A 20,427-nucleotide genomic window follows, 5' to 3' on the forward strand; every position below is an offset into this window, starting at 1 on the left:
GGCCTGATTAGGTGAAACCGCCATCCGGCGAAATACCACTCAGCTCGCTTGTTTCTTCATCATACTGAAGATAAACAGCAGTGCAGCACAAAGCACCACGGATGGCCCGGCCGGTGTGTCATAGAACGCAGAGAAGGTCAGCCCGCCTGTAACCGCTATCATCCCGACACCTACGGCAACGCCTGCCATCTGTTCGGGTGTACGGGCGAAACGACGTGCGGTAGCCGCAGGAATTATCAGCAGTGAGGTGATAATCAGTGCCCCGACGAATTTCATCGCCACACCAATAGTGAGTGCTGTGACCAGCATCAGCAATAGCTTGACACGTTGCAGCTTGACGCCATCAACAAAGGCCAGATCCGGGCTGATAGTCATCGACAGCAGGTTACGCCACTGCCAGAACAAAATCGCCAGAACGATAACCACGCCAATGGCAATGGCCACCAGATCTTCTGGGGTGACGGCGAGCAGATCGCCAAACAGATAGGCCATGAGATCCACACGAATATTCGACATCAGGCTGACAACAACCAGACCTAATGACAGCGCACTGTGCGCCATAATACCGAGCAGGGTATCAATCGCGAGATGCGGGCGTTTCTCCAGCCAAACCAGGCCTGCGGCCAGCAACAGGGTGATGGCGATAACGGCATAGAAGGGGTTTACATCCAGCAGCAGGCCAAATGCGACGCCCAGCAGTGATGCGTGCGCCAGCGTATCGCCAAAATAAGACATCCGACGCCAGACCACAAACGAGCCAAGCGGGCCAGCAGCGCAGGCCAGCATGATCCCGGCTAACCAGCCGGGTAATAATAATTCAATCATGAGTGACCATTTCCCCGGCGTAAAACAATGCGGCCCTGTAAATCGTGGCGATGATTATGGTTGTGACGGTAAATTCCGAGTTGTTCAGCGCCGCGTTGCCCGAACATAGAAATGAATTCAGGGTGCATTGAAACCACCTCTGGCGTGCCGGAGCAGCAAATGTGGTGGTTCAGACACAGGACTTCGTCGGTTTTTGCCATGACCAGATGCAGGTCATGGGATACCATCAGCACGGCGCAATCCAGCTCACGTCGCAACTGATCGATAAGATCGTACAGTGCAACCTGACCATTCACATCCACTCCCTGAGTCGGTTCATCGAGCACCAGGAGCTGCGGTTTATTTAGCAACGCACGGGCCAGCAAGACACGTTGCGTTTCCCCGCCGGACAGTTTTTGCATCGGAGCATCCATCAGATGCCCGGCCTGAACACGCTTCAGCGCAGGGAGAATGTCGGCTTTCTTTGTGCCAGGACGTAAGCGCAAAAAGCGACTCACCGTCAGCGGAAGTGTTGTATCGAGGTAGAGTTTTTGCGGTACATAGCCAATCCGCAAATGCCCGTTGCGCTTGATAACCCCTTCATCAGCCGCTACCAGCCCCAATACAACGCGCACCAGCGTAGACTTTCCGGCCCCATTCGGGCCAAGAAGCGTTAAAATTTTGCCGGGTCGAAGTTCAAGCGATACGTCAGAAAGGACGCGGCGTTGACCATAAGAGACCGAGACATTTTCCAGTGAAACCAAAGTCGTCATATCAATTTTAGTCTTGCAGAAGTTATAGAATGTTATAATATCACATTTCTCACATTCGTTACGATGATTGGTCGCATTATGTTACATAAAAATACGCTTCTTTTCGCAGCATTATCCGCTGCTCTTTGGGGTAGTGCAACTCAGGCAGCAAATGCTGCTGTAGTGGCGTCACTTAAGCCGTTGGGCTTTATTGCTTCGGCGATTGCAGATGGGGTTACAGACACCCAGGTTCTGCTGCCTGACGGGGCCTCCGAACACGATTATTCGCTGCGTCCTTCAGACGTAAAACGCTTACAGAACGCGGACTTAGTAGTTTGGATTGGTCCGGAAATGGAGGCGTTTATGGAAAAGTCAGTCAAGAATATTCCTAACGCAAAACAGGTAACGATTGCGCAGCTCAATGACGTGAAACCGTTACTCATGAAAGGCGCTGACGATGACGATGATGATCATGGGCATAACGACGCTCACGGCGAAAAAAGTGACGAGCATCACCATCATGGTGATTACAACATGCATCTTTGGCTTTCCCCAGAGATAGCGCGGGCCTCAGCGGTTGCAATCCATGATAAATTAGTGGAACTTATGCCGCAAAGTCGAGCCAAACTTGACGCCAACCTGAAGGATTTTGAGGCACAATTAGCCGCAACCGATAAGCAGGTAGGTAACGAGCTCGCACCGCTCAAGGGGAAAGGGTATTTCGTTTTTCATGACGCCTATGGCTATTACGAAAAACACTACGGGCTAACACCGCTTGGTCACTTTACCGTGAACCCTGAGATTCAACCCGGTGCGCAGCGTTTACATGAAATAAGAACACAGTTGGTTGAGCAAAAAGCAACCTGCGTTTTTGCTGAGCCACAGTTCAGGCCAGCGGTCGTTGAAGCCGTAGCGAGAGGGACATCCGTTCGAATGGGAACGTTGGATCCCCTCGGAACGAATATCAAACTGGGTAAAACAAGCTATTCAGCGTTTCTGAACCAATTAGCCAACCAGTATGCGAGCTGCCTGAAAGGAGATTAATGAGGAAGTGAATACGTGCAACAGATAGCTCGCGCTGTCAGCCTGGCATTTAATAATTTGCCGCGACCCCATCGTGTTATGTTGGGGTCGCTTACTGTTCTGACATTGGCCGTCGCAGTCTGGCGGCCTTATGTATACCATCCCGACTCTGCGCCCATCGTTAAAACCATTGAGCTGGAAAAAAGTGAGATACGTTCACTGTTGCCCGAGGCCAGCGAACCTATCGATCAAGCCGCTCAGGAAGATGAAGCTATCCCTCAGGATGAACTCGATGACAAGACCTCTGGCGAGGCCGGGGTTCATGAGTATGTTGTCTCTACCGGTGATACGCTGAGCAGTATTCTGAACCAGTACGGCATTGACATGGGCGATATCAGCCAGCTTGCCGCATCTGATAAAGATTTACGTAATCTGAAAATTGGCCAGCAACTTTCCTGGACACTGTCTTCGGAAGGTGATTTGCAGCGCCTGACCTGGGAAGTTTCCCGCCGTGAAACCCGTACTTATGATCGTACGACAACGGGTTTCAAGATGAGCAGCGAAATGCAGCAGGGTGACTGGGTCAACAGCCGAATAAACGGTACGGTGGGCGGTAGTTTCGTCGCCAGTGCAAGAGATGCCGGCCTGACCAGCTCTGAAATCAGCGCAGTGATTAAAGCGATGCAATGGCAGATGGACTTTCGCAAGCTGAAGAAAGGCGATGAGTTCTCCGTTTTGATGTCTCGCGAGATGCTGGACGGTAAACGCGAGCAAAGCCAGTTGCTGGGCGTTCGTTTGCGCTCTGAAGGCAAGGATTATTACGCGATCCGTGCTGAAGACGGTAAATTCTATGACCGTAACGGGACCGGGCTTGCTAAAGGGTTTATGCGTTTCCCTACGGCGAAGCAGTTCCGTATTTCGTCAAACTTCAATCCACGTCGCCTGAATCCGGTAACCGGACGCGTTGCACCGCACAAAGGTGTCGACTTTGCGATGCCGCAAGGTACGCCGGTGCTGTCAGTCGGTGATGGTGAAGTGGTTGTCGCGAAACGGAGTGGCGCGGCCGGATACTATGTTGCTGTTCGTCACGGTCGCACCTACACCACCCGTTACATGCACCTGCGTAAGCTGCTGGTTAAACCGGGGCAAAAAGTGAAACGTGGCGATCGCATTGCGCTGTCAGGTAACACCGGGCGTTCTACTGGCCCGCACCTGCACTACGAAGTATGGGTCAACCAGCAGGCAGTGAACCCGTTGACGGCAAAACTGCCGCGTACGGAAGGGCTGAGTGGTTCGGATCGTACCGAGTACCTGGCACAGGTGAAAGAGGTTCTGCCTCAGTTACGCTTCGATTAATAAATACACTGACAGAGCCGGTACGCTAAGCGTGCCGGCTTTTTTTATTTTGTACGGGACACGGTGCGCCGCTACACTATCAACAGATTTACTTTTTCGCGGCCCCCGATACTGGAAGAGCATGGAAACGAAAAAAAAGAGTATTGAGTATATCCCTGAGTTTCATAAATCATTCCGTCACCCGCGCCACTGGGGCGCCTGGCTTGGCGTGGCAGCGATTGCAGGGATTGCATTAACGCCTGCGTCATTTCGCGATCCCATTCTGGCGAAACTGGGGCGGCTTGCCGGGCGACTGGGGAAAAGTTCGCGTCGTAGAGCGCTTATCAATTTATCCCTCTGTTTTCCTGAGCGCAGCGAAGCCGAGCGTGAGGCCATCGTTGATGAGATGTTTGCGACTGCGCCTCAGGCGATGGTTATGATGGCAGAATTAGCCATGCGTGGCCCGGAGAAAATCCAGCACCGCGTTGACTGGCAGGGCCTGGAAATTATCGATGAGATGCGACGTAATGAGGAAAAGGTGATTTTTCTCGTCCCTCACGGCTGGGGGGTTGATATTCCGGCAATGCTGATGGCCTCTCAGGGCCAGAAAATGGCAGCGATGTTCCATAACCAGGGCAATCCGGTATTTGACTATGTCTGGAATACGGTACGTCGACGTTTTGGCGGTCGTTTACATGCTCGTAACGACGGTATTAAACCTTTTATTCAGTCGGTACGGCAGGGATACTGGGGATATTACTTACCGGATCAGGATCACGGCCCGGAGCACAGCGAGTTTGTCGATTTCTTCGCGACCTATAAGGCAACGTTACCGGCGATTGGCCGCCTGATGAAGGTTTGTCATGCGCGCGTAATACCGCTGTTCCCGGTGTACGATGGCAAAACGCATCGTCTGATGATTCAGGTACGCCCACCCATGGATGACATTCTGACGGCAGATGACCATACAATTGCCAGGCGGATGAATGAAGAAGTGGAGATTTTTGTCACCCCGCATCTTGAACAATACACCTGGATTCTGAAACTGCTAAAGACCCGCAAACCCGGCGAAATTGAACCGTATAAACGCAAAGATCTTTATCCTAAGAAATAGAAAAAGCCTCTCGAACGAGAGGCTTTTTTGTATCAGTCGACCTGCACGCCTGATAAGCAAGTAATATCAGGCAGTCAGCAGCGTCGTTATTCTACAGTCAGAATACGTGTGGTGTTGGTGGAACCGATGGTGCTCATGACATCACCCTGGGTCACAATCACCAGATCGCCTGACACCAGGTAACCTTTGTCGCGCAGCAGATTGACCGCTTCGCTGGCAGCCACTACACCGTCAGTTTCGCTGTCAAAGTGGACCGGCGTAACGCCACGATACAGAGAGGTCAGATTCAGCGTACGCTCATGACGAGACATCGCGAAAATTGGCAGGCCAGAACTGATGCGTGATGTCATCAGCGCAGTACGACCGGACTCGGTCATGGCGATGATAGCGGTAACGCCTTTCAGATGGTTCGCGGCATACATCGCTGACATGGCGATAGCTTCTTCGACATTATCAAACTGTACGTCGAGACGGTGTTTAGAAACGTTGATGCTTGGGATTTTCTCCGCGCCCAGACATACGCGAGCCATTGCCGCGACGGTTTCCGCCGGGTACTGACCTGCGGCTGTTTCTGCTGAGAGCATGACGGCATCAGTCCCATCCAGCACGGCGTTTGCCACGTCCATGACTTCCGCACGCGTCGGCATTGGATTAGTGATCATTGACTCCATCATCTGCGTTGCGGTAATGACCGCACGGTTCAGCTGACGTGCGCGACGGATCAACGCTTTCTGAATACCAACCAGCTCCGGGTCACCAATTTCCACACCCAGGTCACCACGCGCGACCATTACCACGTCAGAGGCAAGGATGATGTCATCCATCGCATTCTGGTCGCAGACAGCTTCAGCACGCTCTACCTTGGCAACAATTTTTGCATCGCAGCCAGCATCGCGTGCCAGGCGGCGGGCATAATTCAGATCTTCGCCACAGCGAGGGAAGGAAACCGCCAGATAGTCAACGCTGATTTGCGCTGCAGTAATGATGTCTGCTTTGTCTTTTTCCGTCAGCGCTTCAGCAGAAAGGCCACCGCCAAGTTTGTTGATGCCTTTGTTGTTGGAGAGCGGGCCACCGACAGTGACTTCGGTGAACACTTTCATACCCTGAACTTCCAGCACTTTGAGCTGTACGCGACCATCATCCAGCAGCAGGATATCGCCCGGCACTACGTCAGCAGGCAAGCCTTTGTAATCGATGCCGACTTTTTCTTTGTCGCCTTCACCTTTACCGAGGTTGGCGTCTAACAGGAATTTGTCGCCAACATTGAGAAATACTTTACCTTCTTTAAAGGTCGATACGCGGATTTTAGGTCCCTGCAGGTCACCCAAAATAGCTACATGACGTCCCAGCTTGGCGGCAATCTCACGGACTTTATCCGCCCGCATTTTGTGATCTTCTGGAGAGCCGTGCGAAAAGTTCATACGTACAACGTTCGCCCCAGCGGCGATAATTTTCTCAAGGTTGTTATCGCGGTCAGTTGCCGGGCCTAAGGTGGTAACGATTTTGGTTCTGCGAAGCCTTCTGGACATGTAATACTCCGTTGACTGAAACAACTAGGTGTTGCGTGAACATTGATCCGGCCGTTCTCGAACATAAACGGTAAAATGAACGACCCGGATGATAAAAGGGTAGAACATTGTTATTGCTTTTAGCGGTCATCACTCTTGATGAGTAATTCTTTATCAAAACGCGATTCCTTGAGCGCTTCCTTGACACGCTTCAAGTTATCTCTAAATTTTGCCCCACGGCGCAAAGTAAATCCCGTAGCCAGCACATCTATCACGGTAAGTTGAGCAAGTCGAGAGACCATGGGCATATAAATGTCAGTATCTTCCGGTACATCGAGGGTAATTGCCAGCGTTGCTTCACGTGCCAGCGGAGTACCAGGAGATGTCAGGGCAATCACCATGGCATCGTTTTCTCTTGCCAGTTGTGCCAGCTCAACCAGACTTTTGGTTCTTCCGGTGTGTGAAATAAGCACAATGACATCGTCATCACTACAATTCATACAGCTCATGCGTTGCAGTACGATGTCGTCGGAATAGATAACTGGAACGTTAAAGCGGAAAAATTTATTCATGGCGTCATGCGCCACCGCGGCGGAGGAACCGAGCCCAAAAAAGGCAATTTTCTTCGCCTGAGTGAGTAAATCAACCGCACGATTTACCGCTGCGTTATCCAGCGACTGACGAACATGGTCAAGGCTCGCCATTGCAGACTCGAAGATTTTCCCCGTGTAGGATTCAACGCTGTCATCCTCATCCACATTGCGATTAACATAAGGGGTACCATTTGCCAGGCTTTGCGCCAGATGCAGTTTAAAATCAGGAAAGCCACGTGTATCCATGCTGCGGCAGAAACGGTTAACGGTCGGTTCGCTGACATTGGCTTCCAGCGCCAGCGCAGCAATGCTCGAATGGATTGCCTGGTCTGGTGAGGTAAGAATAACGTCAGCAACCTTACGTTCTGACTTGCTCAAATGTTCCAGTTTTAACTGGATTTTTTCCAGCATATTCATGATTTAGGTAGACTCATGGGTCATGGGCAAAAGCGATTTCAGCAATATGGGGAAATCGGGGCATAATTTTGCTATACACGTCATACTTCGAGCCGCAGGGGGCTACGTTAATTCACCTGAATCGCTTACTTGAGTAAGCCCATCGGGATGAAATGAGGGACATCCTTCGGTTGGAAAAATTCGTTCCTGACGAATTTGTCACTCGTTTGCCGCTTTCCTGCAACACGAATTATTTTGTGCGTAGATACTACCTCTGGGAGTGAAGGAACGGGGCAAAATGGAGAGAATAGTTGTTGTTTTTTTTCATTACATGATCGAAGTCCGGTTTTCATACTTCTTCATGGGTACGAAACAAAGCGACTTTTTTATCCATTTTGAGCGTAACTGACGCTTGTTTAACCGCTGTTTTCGGTAACAGCACGGCTGGATAAGCGTTTACGGTTCACGGAATCACGTAAAAGCAGTACAGTGCACTGTAATAAAATTACAACCAGTGTCTGGCAAAAGTACCAGGCACTCAATTGAGGAGAATGACATGGCGGTAACGCAAACAGCCCAGGCATGTGACCTGGTCATTTTCGGCGCGAAGGGCGACCTGGCGCGACGGAAATTGCTGCCTTCCCTGTATCAACTTGAAAAGGCCGGTCAGATTAACCCGGATACCCGCATCATTGGGGTAGGGCGTGCTGATTGGGACAAAGCTGCCTATACCAAGGTTGTACGCGAAGCGCTCGAAACGTTCATGAAAGAAAAAATTGATGAAAGTTTATGGGAAACCCTCAGTGGCCGTCTGGATTTTTGTAACCTGGACGTCAATGACACCGCCGCATTTCGCCGTCTGGGCGAGATGCTGGATCAAAAATCACGTACCACGATTAACTATTTCGCTATGCCGCCAAGCACCTTTGGCGCGATCTGCAAAGGTTTGGGTGAAGCAAAACTTAACGCGAAGCCTGCGCGTGTCGTGATGGAAAAACCGCTGGGTACTTCGCTCGCGACATCCCGTGAAATCAACGACCAGGTGGGTGAGTATTTCGAAGAATGCCAGGTTTACCGCATCGATCACTATCTTGGTAAAGAGACGGTTCTGAACCTGCTGGCGCTGCGTTTCGCTAACTCCCTGTTTGTGAATAACTGGGATAATCGCACTATCGACCACGTAGAAATTACCGTAGCGGAAGAAGTGGGTATTGAAGGGCGCTGGGGCTATTTTGACCAGGCCGGTCAAATGCGCGATATGATCCAGAACCACCTGCTGCAGATCCTATGCATGATCGCAATGTCCCCTCCGGCTGATCTGAGCGCCGACAGCATTCGCGATGAGAAAGTAAAGGTACTGAAATCGCTGCGTCGCATCGATCGCTCGAACGTGCGTGAAAAAACGGTTCGCGGCCAGTACACCACTGGTTTTGCCCAGGGTAAAAAGGTACCGGGTTACCTGGAAGAAGAGGGCGCGAATAAGAGCAGCAATACGGAAACGTTTGTGGCGATCCGCGTCGATATCGATAACTGGCGCTGGACGGGTGTACCGTTCTACCTGCGTACCGGTAAACGTTTACCAACCAAGTGCTCTGAAGTGGTGGTTTACTTCAAAACACCTGAGCTGAATCTGTTTAAAGAATCCTGGCAGGATCTGCCGCAGAACAAGTTGACTATTCGTTTGCAGCCTGATGAAGGGGTTGATATTCAGGTACTGAACAAAGTGCCGGGTCTGGATCACAAACATAATCTGCAAATCACTAAGCTGGATCTGAGCTACTCAGAAACCTTCAACCAAACGCACCTGGCCGATGCCTATGAGCGCCTGCTGTTGGAAACCATGCGCGGTATTCAGGCTCTGTTTGTGCGTCGCGATGAGGTCGAAGAAGCCTGGAAGTGGGTGGATTCAATTACTGAAGCCTGGGCGATGGATAACGAGTCGCCGAAGCCTTATCAGGCAGGAACCTGGGGACCGGTTGCGTCGGTGGCCATGATCACCCGTGACGGTCGCTCCTGGAACGAATTCGAGTAAAAGATCATCTAGCCATTAGGTGTTATTTTACCGGTAACATGATCTAACACAGATTGTAGAATAATTTTTGCACTTTTAAACCTCGCGTGGATTCACCCGCGAGGTTTTTTTTATTACACTGCCTGAAACGATTTTGCCCCTGAGCTACGGCTAACAAGCGATTCAGCAATATTTAGCGATGCTGAATACATTGTTTACCCAACCGCTCTGACAGATAAATTTTAGGAGCCTCTATGAATCCGAATTTGTTACGCGTAACACAACGTATCGTCGAACGTTCCCGGGACACGCGTTCCGCCTACCTCGCTCGAATCGAACAGGCTAAAACGACTACCGTCCATCGTTCACAACTGGCGTGCGGTAATCTGGCGCATGGTTTTGCCGCCTGTCAGCCGGAGGATAAAGCCTCGCTAAAAAGTATGTTGCGTAACAATATCGCGATCATTACCTCCTACAACGACATGCTTTCCGCACACCAGCCGTATGAACACTATCCGGCCATCATTCGCAAAGCACTACATGAAGCCAATGCGGTGGGCCAGGTTGCTGGTGGTGTACCTGCGATGTGCGACGGTGTGACTCAGGGTCAGGACGGCATGGAGCTTTCTCTGCTAAGTCGTGAAGTCATTGCGATGTCGGCGGCCGTGGGGCTCTCACACAATATGTTCGATGGTGCGCTGTTCCTCGGTGTATGTGACAAGATTGTCCCGGGCCTGGTCATGGCGGCGCTTTCCTTCGGTCATCTGCCTTCAATTTTCATCCCTTCAGGCCCGATGGCGAGTGGTCTGGCGAACAAAGAGAAAGTGCGTATTCGTCAACTGTATGCCGAAGGCAAAGTGGATCGTATGGCACTGCTCGAATCCGAAGCTGCGTCTTATCATGCACCGGGTACTTGTACGTTCTACGGCACCGCTAACACCAACCAGATGGTAGTGGAGTTCATGGGCATGCAGTTGCCAGGCTCCTCTTTTGTGCACCCTGATGCGCCGCTGCGTGAAGCGCTGACCGCAGCCGCAGCCCGTCAGGTGACGCGCCTGACCGGCAACGGCAATGAATGGATGCCGATCGGTAAAATGATCGATGAAAAAGTGGTGGTGAACGGGATTGTCGCGCTGCTGGCGACCGGGGGCTCAACCAACCATACCATGCATCTGGTGGCTATGGCGCGCGCGGCCGGGATTCTGATTAACTGGGATGACTTCTCCGATCTGTCCGATATCGTGCCGCTGATGGCGCGTCTGTACCCGAATGGACCGGCGGACATTAACCATTTCCAGGCTGCTGGCGGTGTGCCTGTATTAATGCGTGAACTGCTGAACGCGGGTCTGTTACATGAAGATGTGAATACCGTGGCCGGATTCGGTTTATCGCGTTACACCCTGGAGCCGTGGCTGAATAATGGCGAACTGGATTGGCGCGAAGGTGCGGAAAAATCGCTGGACAACAATGTGATTGCCGCCTTTGACCAGCCATTCTCCCATCACGGCGGCACTAAAGTACTGAGTGGCAACCTGGGGCGTGCGGTAATGAAAACCTCAGCTGTTCCAGTTGAAAATCAGGTGATTGAAGCACCTGCAGTGGTCTTTGAAAGTCAACATGATGTGTTACCGGCGTTTGATGCGGGTCTGCTTGACCGGGATTGTGTGGTCGTTGTGCGCCATCAGGGACCAAAAGCGAACGGAATGCCAGAATTACATAAACTCATGCCGCCACTTGGTGTATTATTGGACCGTTGTTTCAAAATTTCGTTAGTTACCGATGGACGACTTTCAGGTGCTTCAGGTAAAGTGCCTTCAGCAATCCATGTAACCCCAGAAGCCTACGATGGCGGGCTGCTGGCGAAAGTGCGCGATGGCGACATCATTCGTGTGAATGGACAGACAGGTGAATTGACGCTGCTGGTTGATGAAGAGGAACTTGCCTCTCGTCAGCCTCACATTCCTGACCTTAGCGCTTCGCGCGTGGGTACCGGGCGTGAAATGTTCAGCGCGTTGCGTGAAAAGCTGTCCGGTGCGGAGCAGGGCGCAACCTGTATCACTTTTTAAGACTTAATTTGTAATCAGGCGAGAGAAAACTCTGATGAAAAACTGGAAGACAAGTGCAGAAGCAATCCTGACCACTGGCCCGGTTGTACCGGTTATTGTGGTTAACAAACTGGAACACGCTGTGCCGATGGCAAAAGCGTTAGTTGCAGGGGGCGTGCGCGTTCTGGAAGTGACGTTACGTACCGCATGTGCGATGGATGCTATTCGTGCAATCGCGAAAGAAGTACCGGATGCTATCGTTGGTGCGGGTACTGTGCTGAATCCACAGCAACTGGCTGAAGTTACTGCGGCTGGTGCTCAGTTTGCGATTAGCCCGGGTCTGACCGAGCCGCTGTTGAAAGCAGCAACCGAAGGGACGATTCCGTTGATCCCGGGTATCAGCACCGTTTCTGAACTGATGCTGGGTATGGACTACGGTTTGAAAGAGTTCAAATTCTTCCCGGCTGAAGCGAACGGCGGTACGAAAGCACTGCAGGCAATCGCGGGTCCGTTCTCTCAGGTTCGTTTCTGCCCGACCGGCGGTATCTCTCCGGCGAACTACCGTGACTACCTGGCCCTGAAAAGCGTGCTGTGCATTGGCGGTTCCTGGCTGGTTCCGGCGGATGCGCTGGAAGCGGGTGATTACGATCGTATCACCAAACTGGCTCGCGAAGCGGTTGAAGGCGCGAAGCAGTAAGCTATCAACGTGTAAACCGAAGGCCCGATAAGAGGCGTTAGCGCCACTATCGGGCTTTGCCGGATGGGAGGATACTGCCTCATCCGGTTTACGGAGCCGGTTTTAACCTGCCACGATTACCTGTGAAGCCGCGTTTTTCGCGCGATCAACCGCTTCTTCAACACTTTCTGCAGTTGCCAGCACGACACCTAAACGACGCGTACCGTCGATTTCGGGTTTACCAAACAGACGTATCTGCAAACCTGCGCCAACGGCAGCATCCACATTATCAAAGGTAACGTTTTGGCTGCATAGCTGCGGCAGGATCACCGCTGACGCTGACGGCCCATACTGGCGGATTGCGCCAACGGGAAGACCAAGGAATGCACGCACGTGCAGGGCAAACTCGGACAGATCCTGAGAAATCAGCGTCACCATACCCGTGTCGTGCGGGCGAGGGGATACTTCGCTGAAAATCACCTCGTCACCGCAGACAAACAGTTCGACCCCAAACAGCCCGTGGCCGCCCAGTGCCAGCACCACCTTACGGGCAATCTCCTGCGCGCGCGCCAGAGCCAGTTCACTCATCTGCTGCGGCTGCCAGGATTCGCGATAGTCGCCGTCTTCCTGGCGATGACCTACCGGCGCGCAGAAATGCACACCATCAACAGCGCTGACGGTAAGCAGGGTGATTTCAAAATCGAAATTCACCACGCCTTCGATGATAACACGCCCGGCGCCAGCTCGCCCGCCCTGTTGGGCATAGTTCCAGGCTTCGGTTAGCTGTTCGGCGGAGCGGATAAAGCTCTGGCCTTTACCGGAAGAGCTCATTACCGGTTTTACGATGCAGGGATAACCGATTTCGTCCACGGCCTCGCGAAAACGCATTTCACTGTCGGCGAAGCGGAAAGATGATGTCGGTAAAGATAACTCATCGGCGGCGAGGCGACGGATGCCTTCCCGGTTCATGGTCAGTTGAGTCGCGCGGGCGCAAGGCACTACGTTCAGGCCTTCCTGCTCCAGTTTTACCAGCATATCTGTGGCGATGGCTTCAATTTCTGGCACGATAAAATGCGGTTTTTCATGCCCGACAACCTGGCGTAATGCATCACCATCCAACATGTTGATGACGTAGGAACGATGAGCAACGTGCATCGCTGGTGCGTCGGGGTAACGATCCACGGCAATGACTTCCACACCCAGGCGTTGGCATTCAATCGCCACTTCTTTACCCAGTTCACCTGAACCTAATAACATCACACGCGTTGCTGCAGGACGCAGTGCTGTGCCTAATAACGTCATAAATTAATCCCCTGTTTTAACTGGGCGCAGTATATACGAAAACGTTTGCGTCTGTCTTTATTACCAGGTTGATTTCAGTGATGAAAAAGAATATGCTGTATATAAATACAGGTAATTTAAGAGGCTGCAAAAATGGCGGTTGAAGTTAAATACGTAGTCATTCGGGAAGGTGAGGAAAAAATGTCGTTTACCAGCAAAAAGGAAGCCGATGCGTATGACAAGATGCTCGATACAGCCGACCTGCTCGACACATGGCTGGAACAATCACCGGTAGCGCTGGAAGATGAGCAGCGTGAAGCGCTTTCTCTGTGGCTGGCTGAGCAAAAAGAGGTGCTGAGCGCCATCCTCAAAAACGGCAAGCTGCCTTCTCCACAGGTAGTCGACAACGACACATCTGCTGAGGATGATACCCAGGCGGCCTGAAGCGACTTGCGCTCCTGATATTTTGTACCATGCTTTTCCCTGAATCATTGTGCAATCTCTGACAGCCTTCACACCGCAGGTCTGCGGTCTGAAGGTCGAAGGGGAGATAAGGAGAAAAGAATGTATAAAAAAAGAGCGTTATTGAGCCTGCTGTTGTTATCTGCCAGCGCATCAGTATTTGCGGCGAATACGGAAAGTAAGACAGTTCAGTTTCCAAACTGTGAAGGTCTGGACGCTGATGGTATTGCGGCTAGCGTCAAACGTGATTACCTGCAGAATCGCATTGTGCGCTGGGCCGACGATCAAAAGAAACTCGGTCAGCTTGACCCGGTAGCATGGGCCAATCCACAGGATATTGTCGGTAAAGACGGGCAGTGGACAGTCCCCTTCACCGTGCGCGGCAAAAGCAGCGACATTCACTATCAGGTAAAGCTTGATTGCAAAGCCGGCACAGCCGATTACCAGGTGCGTCAGTAGCTGAATTTGCACATCTTTTGATGACCTGAACACTTCCTGACATCCCCTCGGGTACGCTTTGATGATTATTCGTCTGTACTTGAGGGGCAAAATGGCTAACTGGCTGAATCAACTACAATCTCTTCTTGGGCAAAAAGCATCATCTGCGTCATCTTCCGGTGAACAAGGGCTAAGCAAACTGCTGGTGCCTGGCGCGCTTGGCGGTCTGGCAGGATTACTGGTTGCTAACAAATCCTCACGAAAATTACTCAGTAAATACGGCACCAGCGCGCTTTTGGTTGGCGGTGGGGCGGTTGCCGGTACGGTGTTATGGAACAAGTACAAAGATAAGGTCCGTGCGGCGCATCAGGGCGAACCACAATTTGGTGCGCAGAGCTCGCCGCTGGATGAGCGAACTGAGCGTCTGATCCTGGCGCTGGTCTTTGCGGCGAAAAGCGATGGGCATATCGATGCGAAAGAGCGTGCTGCCATTGAACACCAACTTCGTGAAGCGGGAGTCGAAGAGCAGGGGCGTGTTCTGATTGAACGTGCGATTGAACAACCACTCGATCCTCAGCGTCTGGCTCAGGGGATCCGTAATGAAGAAGAAGCACTGGAAATCTACTTCCTGAGCTGTGCGGCGATTGATATTGACCACTTTATGGAGCGCAGTTATCTGAATGCATTGGGTGATGCGTTAAAGATCCCGCAGGATGTTCGTGAAGGGATTGAACAGGATCTTAAGGAACAAAAACAGGCCCTGCCGGGTTAAATAGTTACTGCTAAGACGCATGTTTCGCTTGCATCATTGCTGACTTTTGCCACCCTTATAGAATGTTTAAGCAAAAGAACAATGACATGCTACCTAAAGCTCCTCGTATTCCCCACGCCATGACGCAGCATGGCGACACCCGCGTTGATAATTATTACTGGTTGCGAGATGACACCCGCTCGCAGCCAGAAGTACTGAATTACCTGCAACAGGAAAATGCATATGGCCGCCAGGTGATGGCTTCGCAGCAAGCTTTGCAGGATCGTGTTCTGAAAGAGATTATCGACCGTATACCCCCTCAGGATGTGTCTGCACCGTATGTGAAAAATGGGTACCGCTATCGCCATCTCTATGAACCGGGGTGTGAATATGCCATTTATCAACGCCAGTCTGCCCTCAGTGAAGAATGGGATGAATGGGTTACCTTGCTGGATGGAAACCAGCGTGCAGCCCATAGCGAATTCTATACATTGGGTGGTCTGGCAATATCACCGGATAATACCATTATGGCGCTGGCAGAGGATTATCTGTCTCGTCGGCAATATGGCGTGCGTTTTCGCAACTTACAAACGGGTAACTGGTACCCGGAGGTACTTGAAAACGTCGAGCCGGAATTAGTCTGGGCAAACGACTCCCAGACTTTCTATTATGTCCGCAAGCATGAAACCACATTGCTGCCGTATCAGGTCTGGCGGCATACTGTCGGTTCACCATCCTCCGATGATGAGCTGGTGTATGAAGAGGCTGATGATATGTTTTATGTCAGCCTGCATAAAACCACCTCACAGCACTATGTTGTTATTCATATTGCGAGTGCAACCACCAGTGAGGTTCTGCTCATTGATGCAGAACTGGCTGATGCCGAGCCGCTGGTCTTTTTGGCGCGTCGAAAAGACCATGAATACAGTCTCGATCACTATCAACACGCGTTTTATCTGCGTTCAAACCGTCAGGGTAAAAACTTCGGTCTATATCGTACCCGTGTTCGGGACGAACACGCCTGGGAGACGCTAATCCCAGCGCGTGACAGTGTCATGCTGGAGAGTTTTACGCTGTTCACCGACTGGCTGGTGGTGGAAGAACGACAACAGGGGTTAACCAGCCTGCGGCAGATCAATCGCAAAACGCGCGAAGTAATAGGGATTGCCTTTGACGATCCCGCCTACGTGACCTGGCTGGCTTATAATCCTGAACCGGAGACATCGCGCCTGCGCTATGGCTACTCCTCCATGACTACGCCGGACACGCTGTTTGAACTGGATATGGATACTGGCGAGCGCCGCGTACTTAAGCAGACTACAGTCCCCGGCTTTGACGCCGCAAATTACCGCAGTGAACACGTGTGGATAACCGCGCGCGATGGTACAGAGGTGCCTGTCTCGCTGGTCTACCATAAGCAGCATTTCCGTAAAGGGAAAAATCCATTATTGGTGTATGGCTATGGCTCATATGGCGCAAGCATGGACGCTGATTTCAGCAGCAGCCGCTTAAGCTTATTGGATCGCGGCTTTGTGTACGCGATAGCCCACGTGCGCGGTGGCGGTGAATTGGGGCAGCAATGGTATGAAGATGGGAAATTTCTGTGCAAGAAAAATACCTTCAATGACTATCTCGACGTCTGCGATGCACTGCTCAAACTGGGTTACGGCTCACCTTCATTGTGTTATGGGATGGGAGGAAGCGCCGGAGGGATGCTGATGGGGGTTGCCATCAACGAACGTCCGACACTTTTTCACGGCGTTATTGCCCAGGTGCCGTTTGTCGATGTGGTGACCACCATGCTGGATGAGTCAATTCCACTGACAACTGGTGAGTTTGAAGAGTGGGGCAATCCGCAGGACAAAGAGTATTACACCTACATGAAAAGCTACAGCCCCTACGATAACGTCACCGCACAGGATTATCCGCATCTGTTGGTTACCACAGGGTTACACGATTCCCAGGTGCAATACTGGGAACCGGCGAAGTGGGTGGCGAAACTGCGTGAAATGAAAACAGACGATCATCTGCTGCTATTGTGTACGGATATGGACTCCGGGCACGGCGGTAAATCCGGGCGCTATAAATCCTATGAAGGTGTGGCCCTCGAGTTCGCTTTTTTAATTGGTCTTGCGCAGGGAACACTGCCCGGTCAGGCGGCAACTCAGGCGTTATCCAGATAGTGTTTCAGCGTTAGGCGCAATTCCGGGCTCATATTATCAAGGTTATTAAACAGCCAGCGCAGATAGCCCGGATCGCGTTCAGCGACTTCAGATACCGGTTTCCCGCGGTATTTTCCGAAGGTAAATGTGGTTAGCAACGCAGGACGACCGGTGACATCGGCCATTTGCTCCGGGGTCCAGCCGGACGTCTTCATAATGTCGATCAGCAGTGCCGCCGTGATGTAGCAGTCATAAAGCGCGCGGTGGTGGTGCAGACCAGACGGCGTCTGGACGCTCAGCTTGCGGGATTTATAGAGCGCCATATTGCTGTATTTGATCCCCGGCCACAGGCGGCGGGAAAGCTTCATGGTGCAAATCCATTCCCCCGGCATTTCGGGTAACACACGCCGATCAAAACTGGCGTTATGCGCCACGTACCACTTGCTGCCGTAATAGTGCGGGATGACATCTTCAATCCATGGTTTATCCGCTACCATCGCTTCAGTGATGTGATGGATAGCCATGGCTTGTGGACTGATGGGACGGTCAGGACGCACCAGATGGCTCATGGGATTGACGATCGTTCCGTCAACGACATCGACAGACGCAATCTCAACAATGCCTCCCTGCAGACCACAGGTTTCTGTATCTATTATGCGCAACATGCCGGGCTCCAGACCAAAAACGACTAGCGTAATGGAATGATATCACCTTGCCAACCCCGTGGCGTGCGTTGTCCGGTTAACAGTAACGAACCGCTGTCGGCGCGTACAATTAACCGACCACGTTCATCCCACAATGCGCTGCTGCCACGTGCATTGGCCATCAGCACCGCAATGGCGAATTTATGTGAAAAACTTTGCAGGCGCGAAGCGGAAGAGAGCAATTCTGGTTCGCTGACGGACTGACAGGTTGTGAACAGCGAAAATGTCGGGTCGATATCAATACCTTCCGGCTGACTGTCGACAACGCTGATGGCATTTTGTTGCCTGGCGATACAGGCGCCATGGCTTTGATGAAACATTAACGGCGAGGTCATCCAGGGAGAGAAAAGCGCTATTCCCTTCACAAAGCGATCGCGATGCTCTACCGACAACCCGGCAATGATGGTCATACGATACGTGGCCGCGGCGTGGGCGAGAGGTTGCAATAACTCTTCATCGGGCGGGGCTGGGAGAGTGTCGTCTTCGTCTACACATCCCAACAGGGACAATGATGGAAAAACCAACAATTCGCATTGGCATTTAGCCGCAGCCTGAATGAACTGCAAATGATGGGCGACGTGTTCGCTTAATGAACGTTGAAGTGGTTCGTACTGCGCTGCTGCAATTTTCCAGTGTGACATAATGATTTCCTTTTCATAGTGTCTACAACCATCCTTAAATAGTAGATTAAGAATGTACTTATACTGTAGCAGGCATTATGTAAGGAATTGTAACTTAATATAAGGTTTATTTAACTTTAGGCTCGTAAGGTAAACGTGACAGGGAAACGGAAGCTAAACGGTGCGCGATCAGGCGTTCACGGAACCAGTCGCGTAAATGTGCAGGCTGTTCACGCTCGACAACTTCAGCAACGACAGGCATGTTGTAGCGCTCTTTAAATGCGACGCCTGCTGCAGCCAGATCGACGTTAACTTTATCCATTTCGGCTTGCTCAAGTTTGGCCAGATTAATATTCATACGTTTTTCCTCATCTCTCCATTGGCGCGCAAAAGTTACTAAGAGTGCGCATTAATGGCAAGCCTGAAATGATGATTCTCGACTCGATCATTGTAGAAGGTTATTCTCTATAGATTAGACATAACAAAAAGGAATAGTTGATATGGCTTCATCTGCATCTATGCTTCGCAGCGCTCTCATCGTACTCGCCAGCGTGCTGGCAACGCCCGCCGCCCTGGCGCATGCCCACCTGACAAAACAAAATCCGGCGGCTAATGCTGAGGTAACGACATCTCCTCAGGCGTTGACGCTGAATTTCTCTGAAGGTGTGGAACCGGGATTTAGCGGTGCAACGCTGACAGATCCAAACAAAGAGCAGATCAAAACGGGCAAGGCAATGCGTAATGAGCAGGATAAAACGCAACTGATTATTCCGCTCGTTCAGTCACTGGAAACAGGAAAATACACGGTCGATTGGCACGTTGTGTCAGTGGATGGCCACAAGACGAAAGGACAATATAGCTTTAGTGTGAAATAACCAATGCTGGCGTTTACCTGGGTTGCACTGCGTTTTATCCATTTTACCACGCTGATGCTGGTGTTTGGCTGTGCGCTCTATGGCGCATGGCTGGCTCCTGTTTCGCTCCGTCGTTTGATGATGCGTCGTTTCTTGCATCTGCAACGCCACGCCGCGGCGTGGAGCTTTATCAGCGCGACGCTGATGCTGGCGGTTCAGGGGGGATTAATGGGCGCGGGTTGGCAGGATGTCCTCTCCATCACCGTTTGGGGAGCTGTCCTGCAAACACAATTCGGGGGCGTCTGGCTGTGGCAAATTATCCTTGCGCTGGTCACACTGGCGGTGACTATTATCGTACCGCGCAGTATGCCGCGACGACTGCTAATGCTGACGATTGCGCAGTTTATTCTGCTGGCGGGCGTTGGGCATGCGACATTGCACGATGGCGTAACTGGCACATTCCATCAGATTAACCATGCGCTGCATCTGATATGCGCTGCAGCCTGGTTTGGCGGCTTGCTGCCGGTGCTCTACTGTATGAGAATGGCGCAAGGACGCTGGCGCGATCAAGCCATCAGTACCATGATGCGCTTCTCCCGCTATGGGCATTTTTTTGTGATTGGCGTGGTGCTTACCGGCATTATGAATGCGCTGTTTATTGTCGGTTTTTCTGTTCCCTGGCATGCGGCTTATGGGAGACTGCTGCTGTTAAAATGTGGCCTGGTCATGCTAATGGTGGCGATTGCGCTGGCGAATCGGTATGTTCTTGTTCCACGTATGCAGCAGGATAACCGCTGCATGACCCTCTATTTTATTTGGATGACGAAGCTGGAATGGGGGATAGGCGCTGTTGTGCTGGCAATTGTCAGCCTGTTTGCAACCCTCGAACCGTTCTGAT

General features: G+C 51.7%; 20 protein-coding genes. 12 read left to right on the forward strand and 8 right to left on the reverse strand.

Annotated elements, in window-relative coordinates:
• Nucleotides 1–39: 39 nt before the first annotated feature.
• Entirely contained in the window at nt 40–825 is a 786-nt protein-coding gene (znuB, locus tag IB196_RS09290) for a zinc ABC transporter permease subunit ZnuB (protein ID WP_005120698.1), read from the reverse strand.
• Nucleotides 822–1,577, reverse strand: a complete 756-nt coding sequence (gene znuC / locus IB196_RS09295) for a zinc ABC transporter ATP-binding protein ZnuC (RefSeq protein WP_040232396.1) — start codon at nt 1,575–1,577, stop codon at nt 822–824. Before znuC ends, znuB begins: the two co-directional genes overlap by 4 nt.
• 78 nt (nt 1,578–1,655) lie before the next feature.
• Here znuC and znuA point away from each other — a divergent pair, with 78 nt between their 5' ends.
• The 3 genes from znuA (at nt 1,656) to lpxM (ending at nt 5,028) form a co-directional block, all read left to right on the forward strand.
• Nucleotides 1,656–2,600: a zinc ABC transporter substrate-binding protein ZnuA gene (znuA, locus tag IB196_RS09300; protein ID WP_005120703.1), complete on the forward strand. Its 945-nt coding sequence runs from the start codon at nt 1,656–1,658 to the stop codon at nt 2,598–2,600.
• A 15-nt stretch (nt 2,601–2,615) separates the two neighbouring features.
• Nucleotides 2,616–3,935: a murein DD-endopeptidase MepM gene (gene mepM / locus IB196_RS09305; RefSeq protein WP_005120706.1), complete on the forward strand. Its 1,320-nt coding sequence runs from the start codon at nt 2,616–2,618 to the stop codon at nt 3,933–3,935.
• Nucleotides 3,936–4,056: 121 nt separating this feature from the next.
• The gene (gene lpxM, locus IB196_RS09310; RefSeq protein WP_040232395.1) at nt 4,057–5,028 is read left to right on the forward strand and encodes a lauroyl-Kdo(2)-lipid IV(A) myristoyltransferase; all 972 of its coding nucleotides are present in this window, start codon (nt 4,057–4,059) and stop codon (nt 5,026–5,028) included.
• An 86-nt stretch (nt 5,029–5,114) separates the two neighbouring features.
• On the opposite strand, the gene pyk is transcribed toward lpxM, so the two are convergent.
• Both pyk and IB196_RS09320 read right to left on the reverse strand, forming a co-directional pair.
• Complete coding sequence (gene pyk, locus IB196_RS09315) at nt 5,115–6,557, reverse strand: pyruvate kinase (protein WP_005120709.1); 1,443 nt, start codon at nt 6,555–6,557, stop codon at nt 5,115–5,117.
• Nucleotides 6,558–6,676: 119 nt separating this feature from the next.
• Complete coding sequence (locus IB196_RS09320) at nt 6,677–7,546, reverse strand: MurR/RpiR family transcriptional regulator (protein ID WP_005120711.1); 870 nt, start codon at nt 7,544–7,546, stop codon at nt 6,677–6,679.
• Nucleotides 7,547–8,081: 535 nt separating this feature from the next.
• On the opposite strand from IB196_RS09320, the gene zwf reads away from it, so the two are divergent.
• The 3 genes from zwf (at nt 8,082) to kdgA (ending at nt 12,278) form a co-directional block, all read left to right on the forward strand.
• Entirely contained in the window at nt 8,082–9,557 is a 1,476-nt protein-coding gene (zwf, locus tag IB196_RS09325; RefSeq protein WP_005120712.1) for a glucose-6-phosphate dehydrogenase, read from the forward strand.
• 233 nt (nt 9,558–9,790) lie between these two features.
• Entirely contained in the window at nt 9,791–11,602 is a 1,812-nt protein-coding gene (edd, locus tag IB196_RS09330) for a phosphogluconate dehydratase (protein WP_188231689.1), read from the forward strand.
• 34 nt (nt 11,603–11,636) lie between these two features.
• Entirely contained in the window at nt 11,637–12,278 is a 642-nt protein-coding gene (gene kdgA / locus IB196_RS09335) for a bifunctional 4-hydroxy-2-oxoglutarate aldolase/2-dehydro-3-deoxy-phosphogluconate aldolase (RefSeq protein WP_005120716.1), read from the forward strand.
• 102 nt (nt 12,279–12,380) lie between these two features.
• Here the strand turns inward: kdgA and purT are convergent, their stop codons facing one another.
• Nucleotides 12,381–13,559 carry a formate-dependent phosphoribosylglycinamide formyltransferase gene (purT, locus tag IB196_RS09340; protein WP_005120718.1) on the reverse strand — a complete coding sequence of 393 codons (1,179 nt, stop codon included), beginning with the start codon at nt 13,557–13,559 and terminating at the stop codon, nt 12,381–12,383.
• 132 nt (nt 13,560–13,691) lie between these two features.
• On the opposite strand from purT, the gene yebG reads away from it, so the two are divergent.
• The 4 genes from yebG (at nt 13,692) to ptrB (ending at nt 17,372) form a co-directional block, all read left to right on the forward strand.
• Nucleotides 13,692–13,982 (forward strand): DNA damage-inducible protein YebG, encoded by a 291-nt coding sequence (yebG, locus tag IB196_RS09345; RefSeq protein WP_005120720.1) that lies wholly within the window; start codon nt 13,692–13,694, stop codon nt 13,980–13,982.
• A gap of 120 nt (nt 13,983–14,102) precedes the next feature.
• Entirely contained in the window at nt 14,103–14,459 is a 357-nt protein-coding gene (gene yebF / locus IB196_RS09350) for a protein YebF (protein ID WP_149692486.1), read from the forward strand.
• 91 nt (nt 14,460–14,550) lie between these two features.
• Nucleotides 14,551–15,210: a tellurite resistance TerB family protein gene (locus tag IB196_RS09355; RefSeq protein WP_005120724.1), complete on the forward strand. Its 660-nt coding sequence runs from the start codon at nt 14,551–14,553 to the stop codon at nt 15,208–15,210.
• A gap of 86 nt (nt 15,211–15,296) precedes the next feature.
• Nucleotides 15,297–17,372, forward strand: coding sequence for an oligopeptidase B (gene ptrB, locus IB196_RS09360; RefSeq protein ID WP_005120726.1), 2,076 nt, complete (start codon nt 15,297–15,299; stop codon nt 17,370–17,372).
• Here the strand turns inward: ptrB and exoX are convergent.
• From exoX to IB196_RS09375, 3 genes are all read right to left on the reverse strand, one after another.
• A complete protein-coding gene (gene exoX, locus IB196_RS09365) occupies nt 17,354–18,016 on the reverse strand; it encodes an exodeoxyribonuclease X (RefSeq protein WP_005120729.1) in 663 nt (220 codons plus the stop codon). The two genes, ptrB and exoX, sit on opposite strands and share 19 nt — an antisense overlap.
• Before the next feature lie 23 nt (nt 18,017–18,039).
• Nucleotides 18,040–18,696 carry a carbon-nitrogen hydrolase family protein gene (locus IB196_RS09370; RefSeq protein WP_005120730.1) on the reverse strand — a complete coding sequence of 219 codons (657 nt, stop codon included), beginning with the start codon at nt 18,694–18,696 and terminating at the stop codon, nt 18,040–18,042.
• A gap of 106 nt (nt 18,697–18,802) precedes the next feature.
• The gene (locus IB196_RS09375) at nt 18,803–19,033 is read right to left on the reverse strand and encodes a DNA polymerase III subunit theta (protein WP_005120732.1); all 231 of its coding nucleotides are present in this window, start codon (nt 19,031–19,033) and stop codon (nt 18,803–18,805) included.
• A 142-nt stretch (nt 19,034–19,175) separates the two neighbouring features.
• On the opposite strand from IB196_RS09375, the gene yobA reads away from it, so the two are divergent.
• Nucleotides 19,176–19,550 (forward strand): CopC domain-containing protein YobA, encoded by a 375-nt coding sequence (yobA, locus tag IB196_RS09380; protein WP_005120736.1) that lies wholly within the window; start codon nt 19,176–19,178, stop codon nt 19,548–19,550.
• A 3-nt stretch (nt 19,551–19,553) separates the two neighbouring features.
• Nucleotides 19,554–20,426 (forward strand): copper homeostasis membrane protein CopD, encoded by an 873-nt coding sequence (gene copD / locus IB196_RS09385; RefSeq protein WP_040232387.1) that lies wholly within the window; start codon nt 19,554–19,556, stop codon nt 20,424–20,426.
• Nucleotide 20,427 lies beyond the last annotated feature (1 nt).

This window comes from Citrobacter sp. C6_1, assembly GCF_014596835.2.
In the GTDB taxonomy this organism is placed as follows: Bacteria; Pseudomonadota; Gammaproteobacteria; order Enterobacterales; family Enterobacteriaceae; genus Citrobacter; species Citrobacter pasteurii.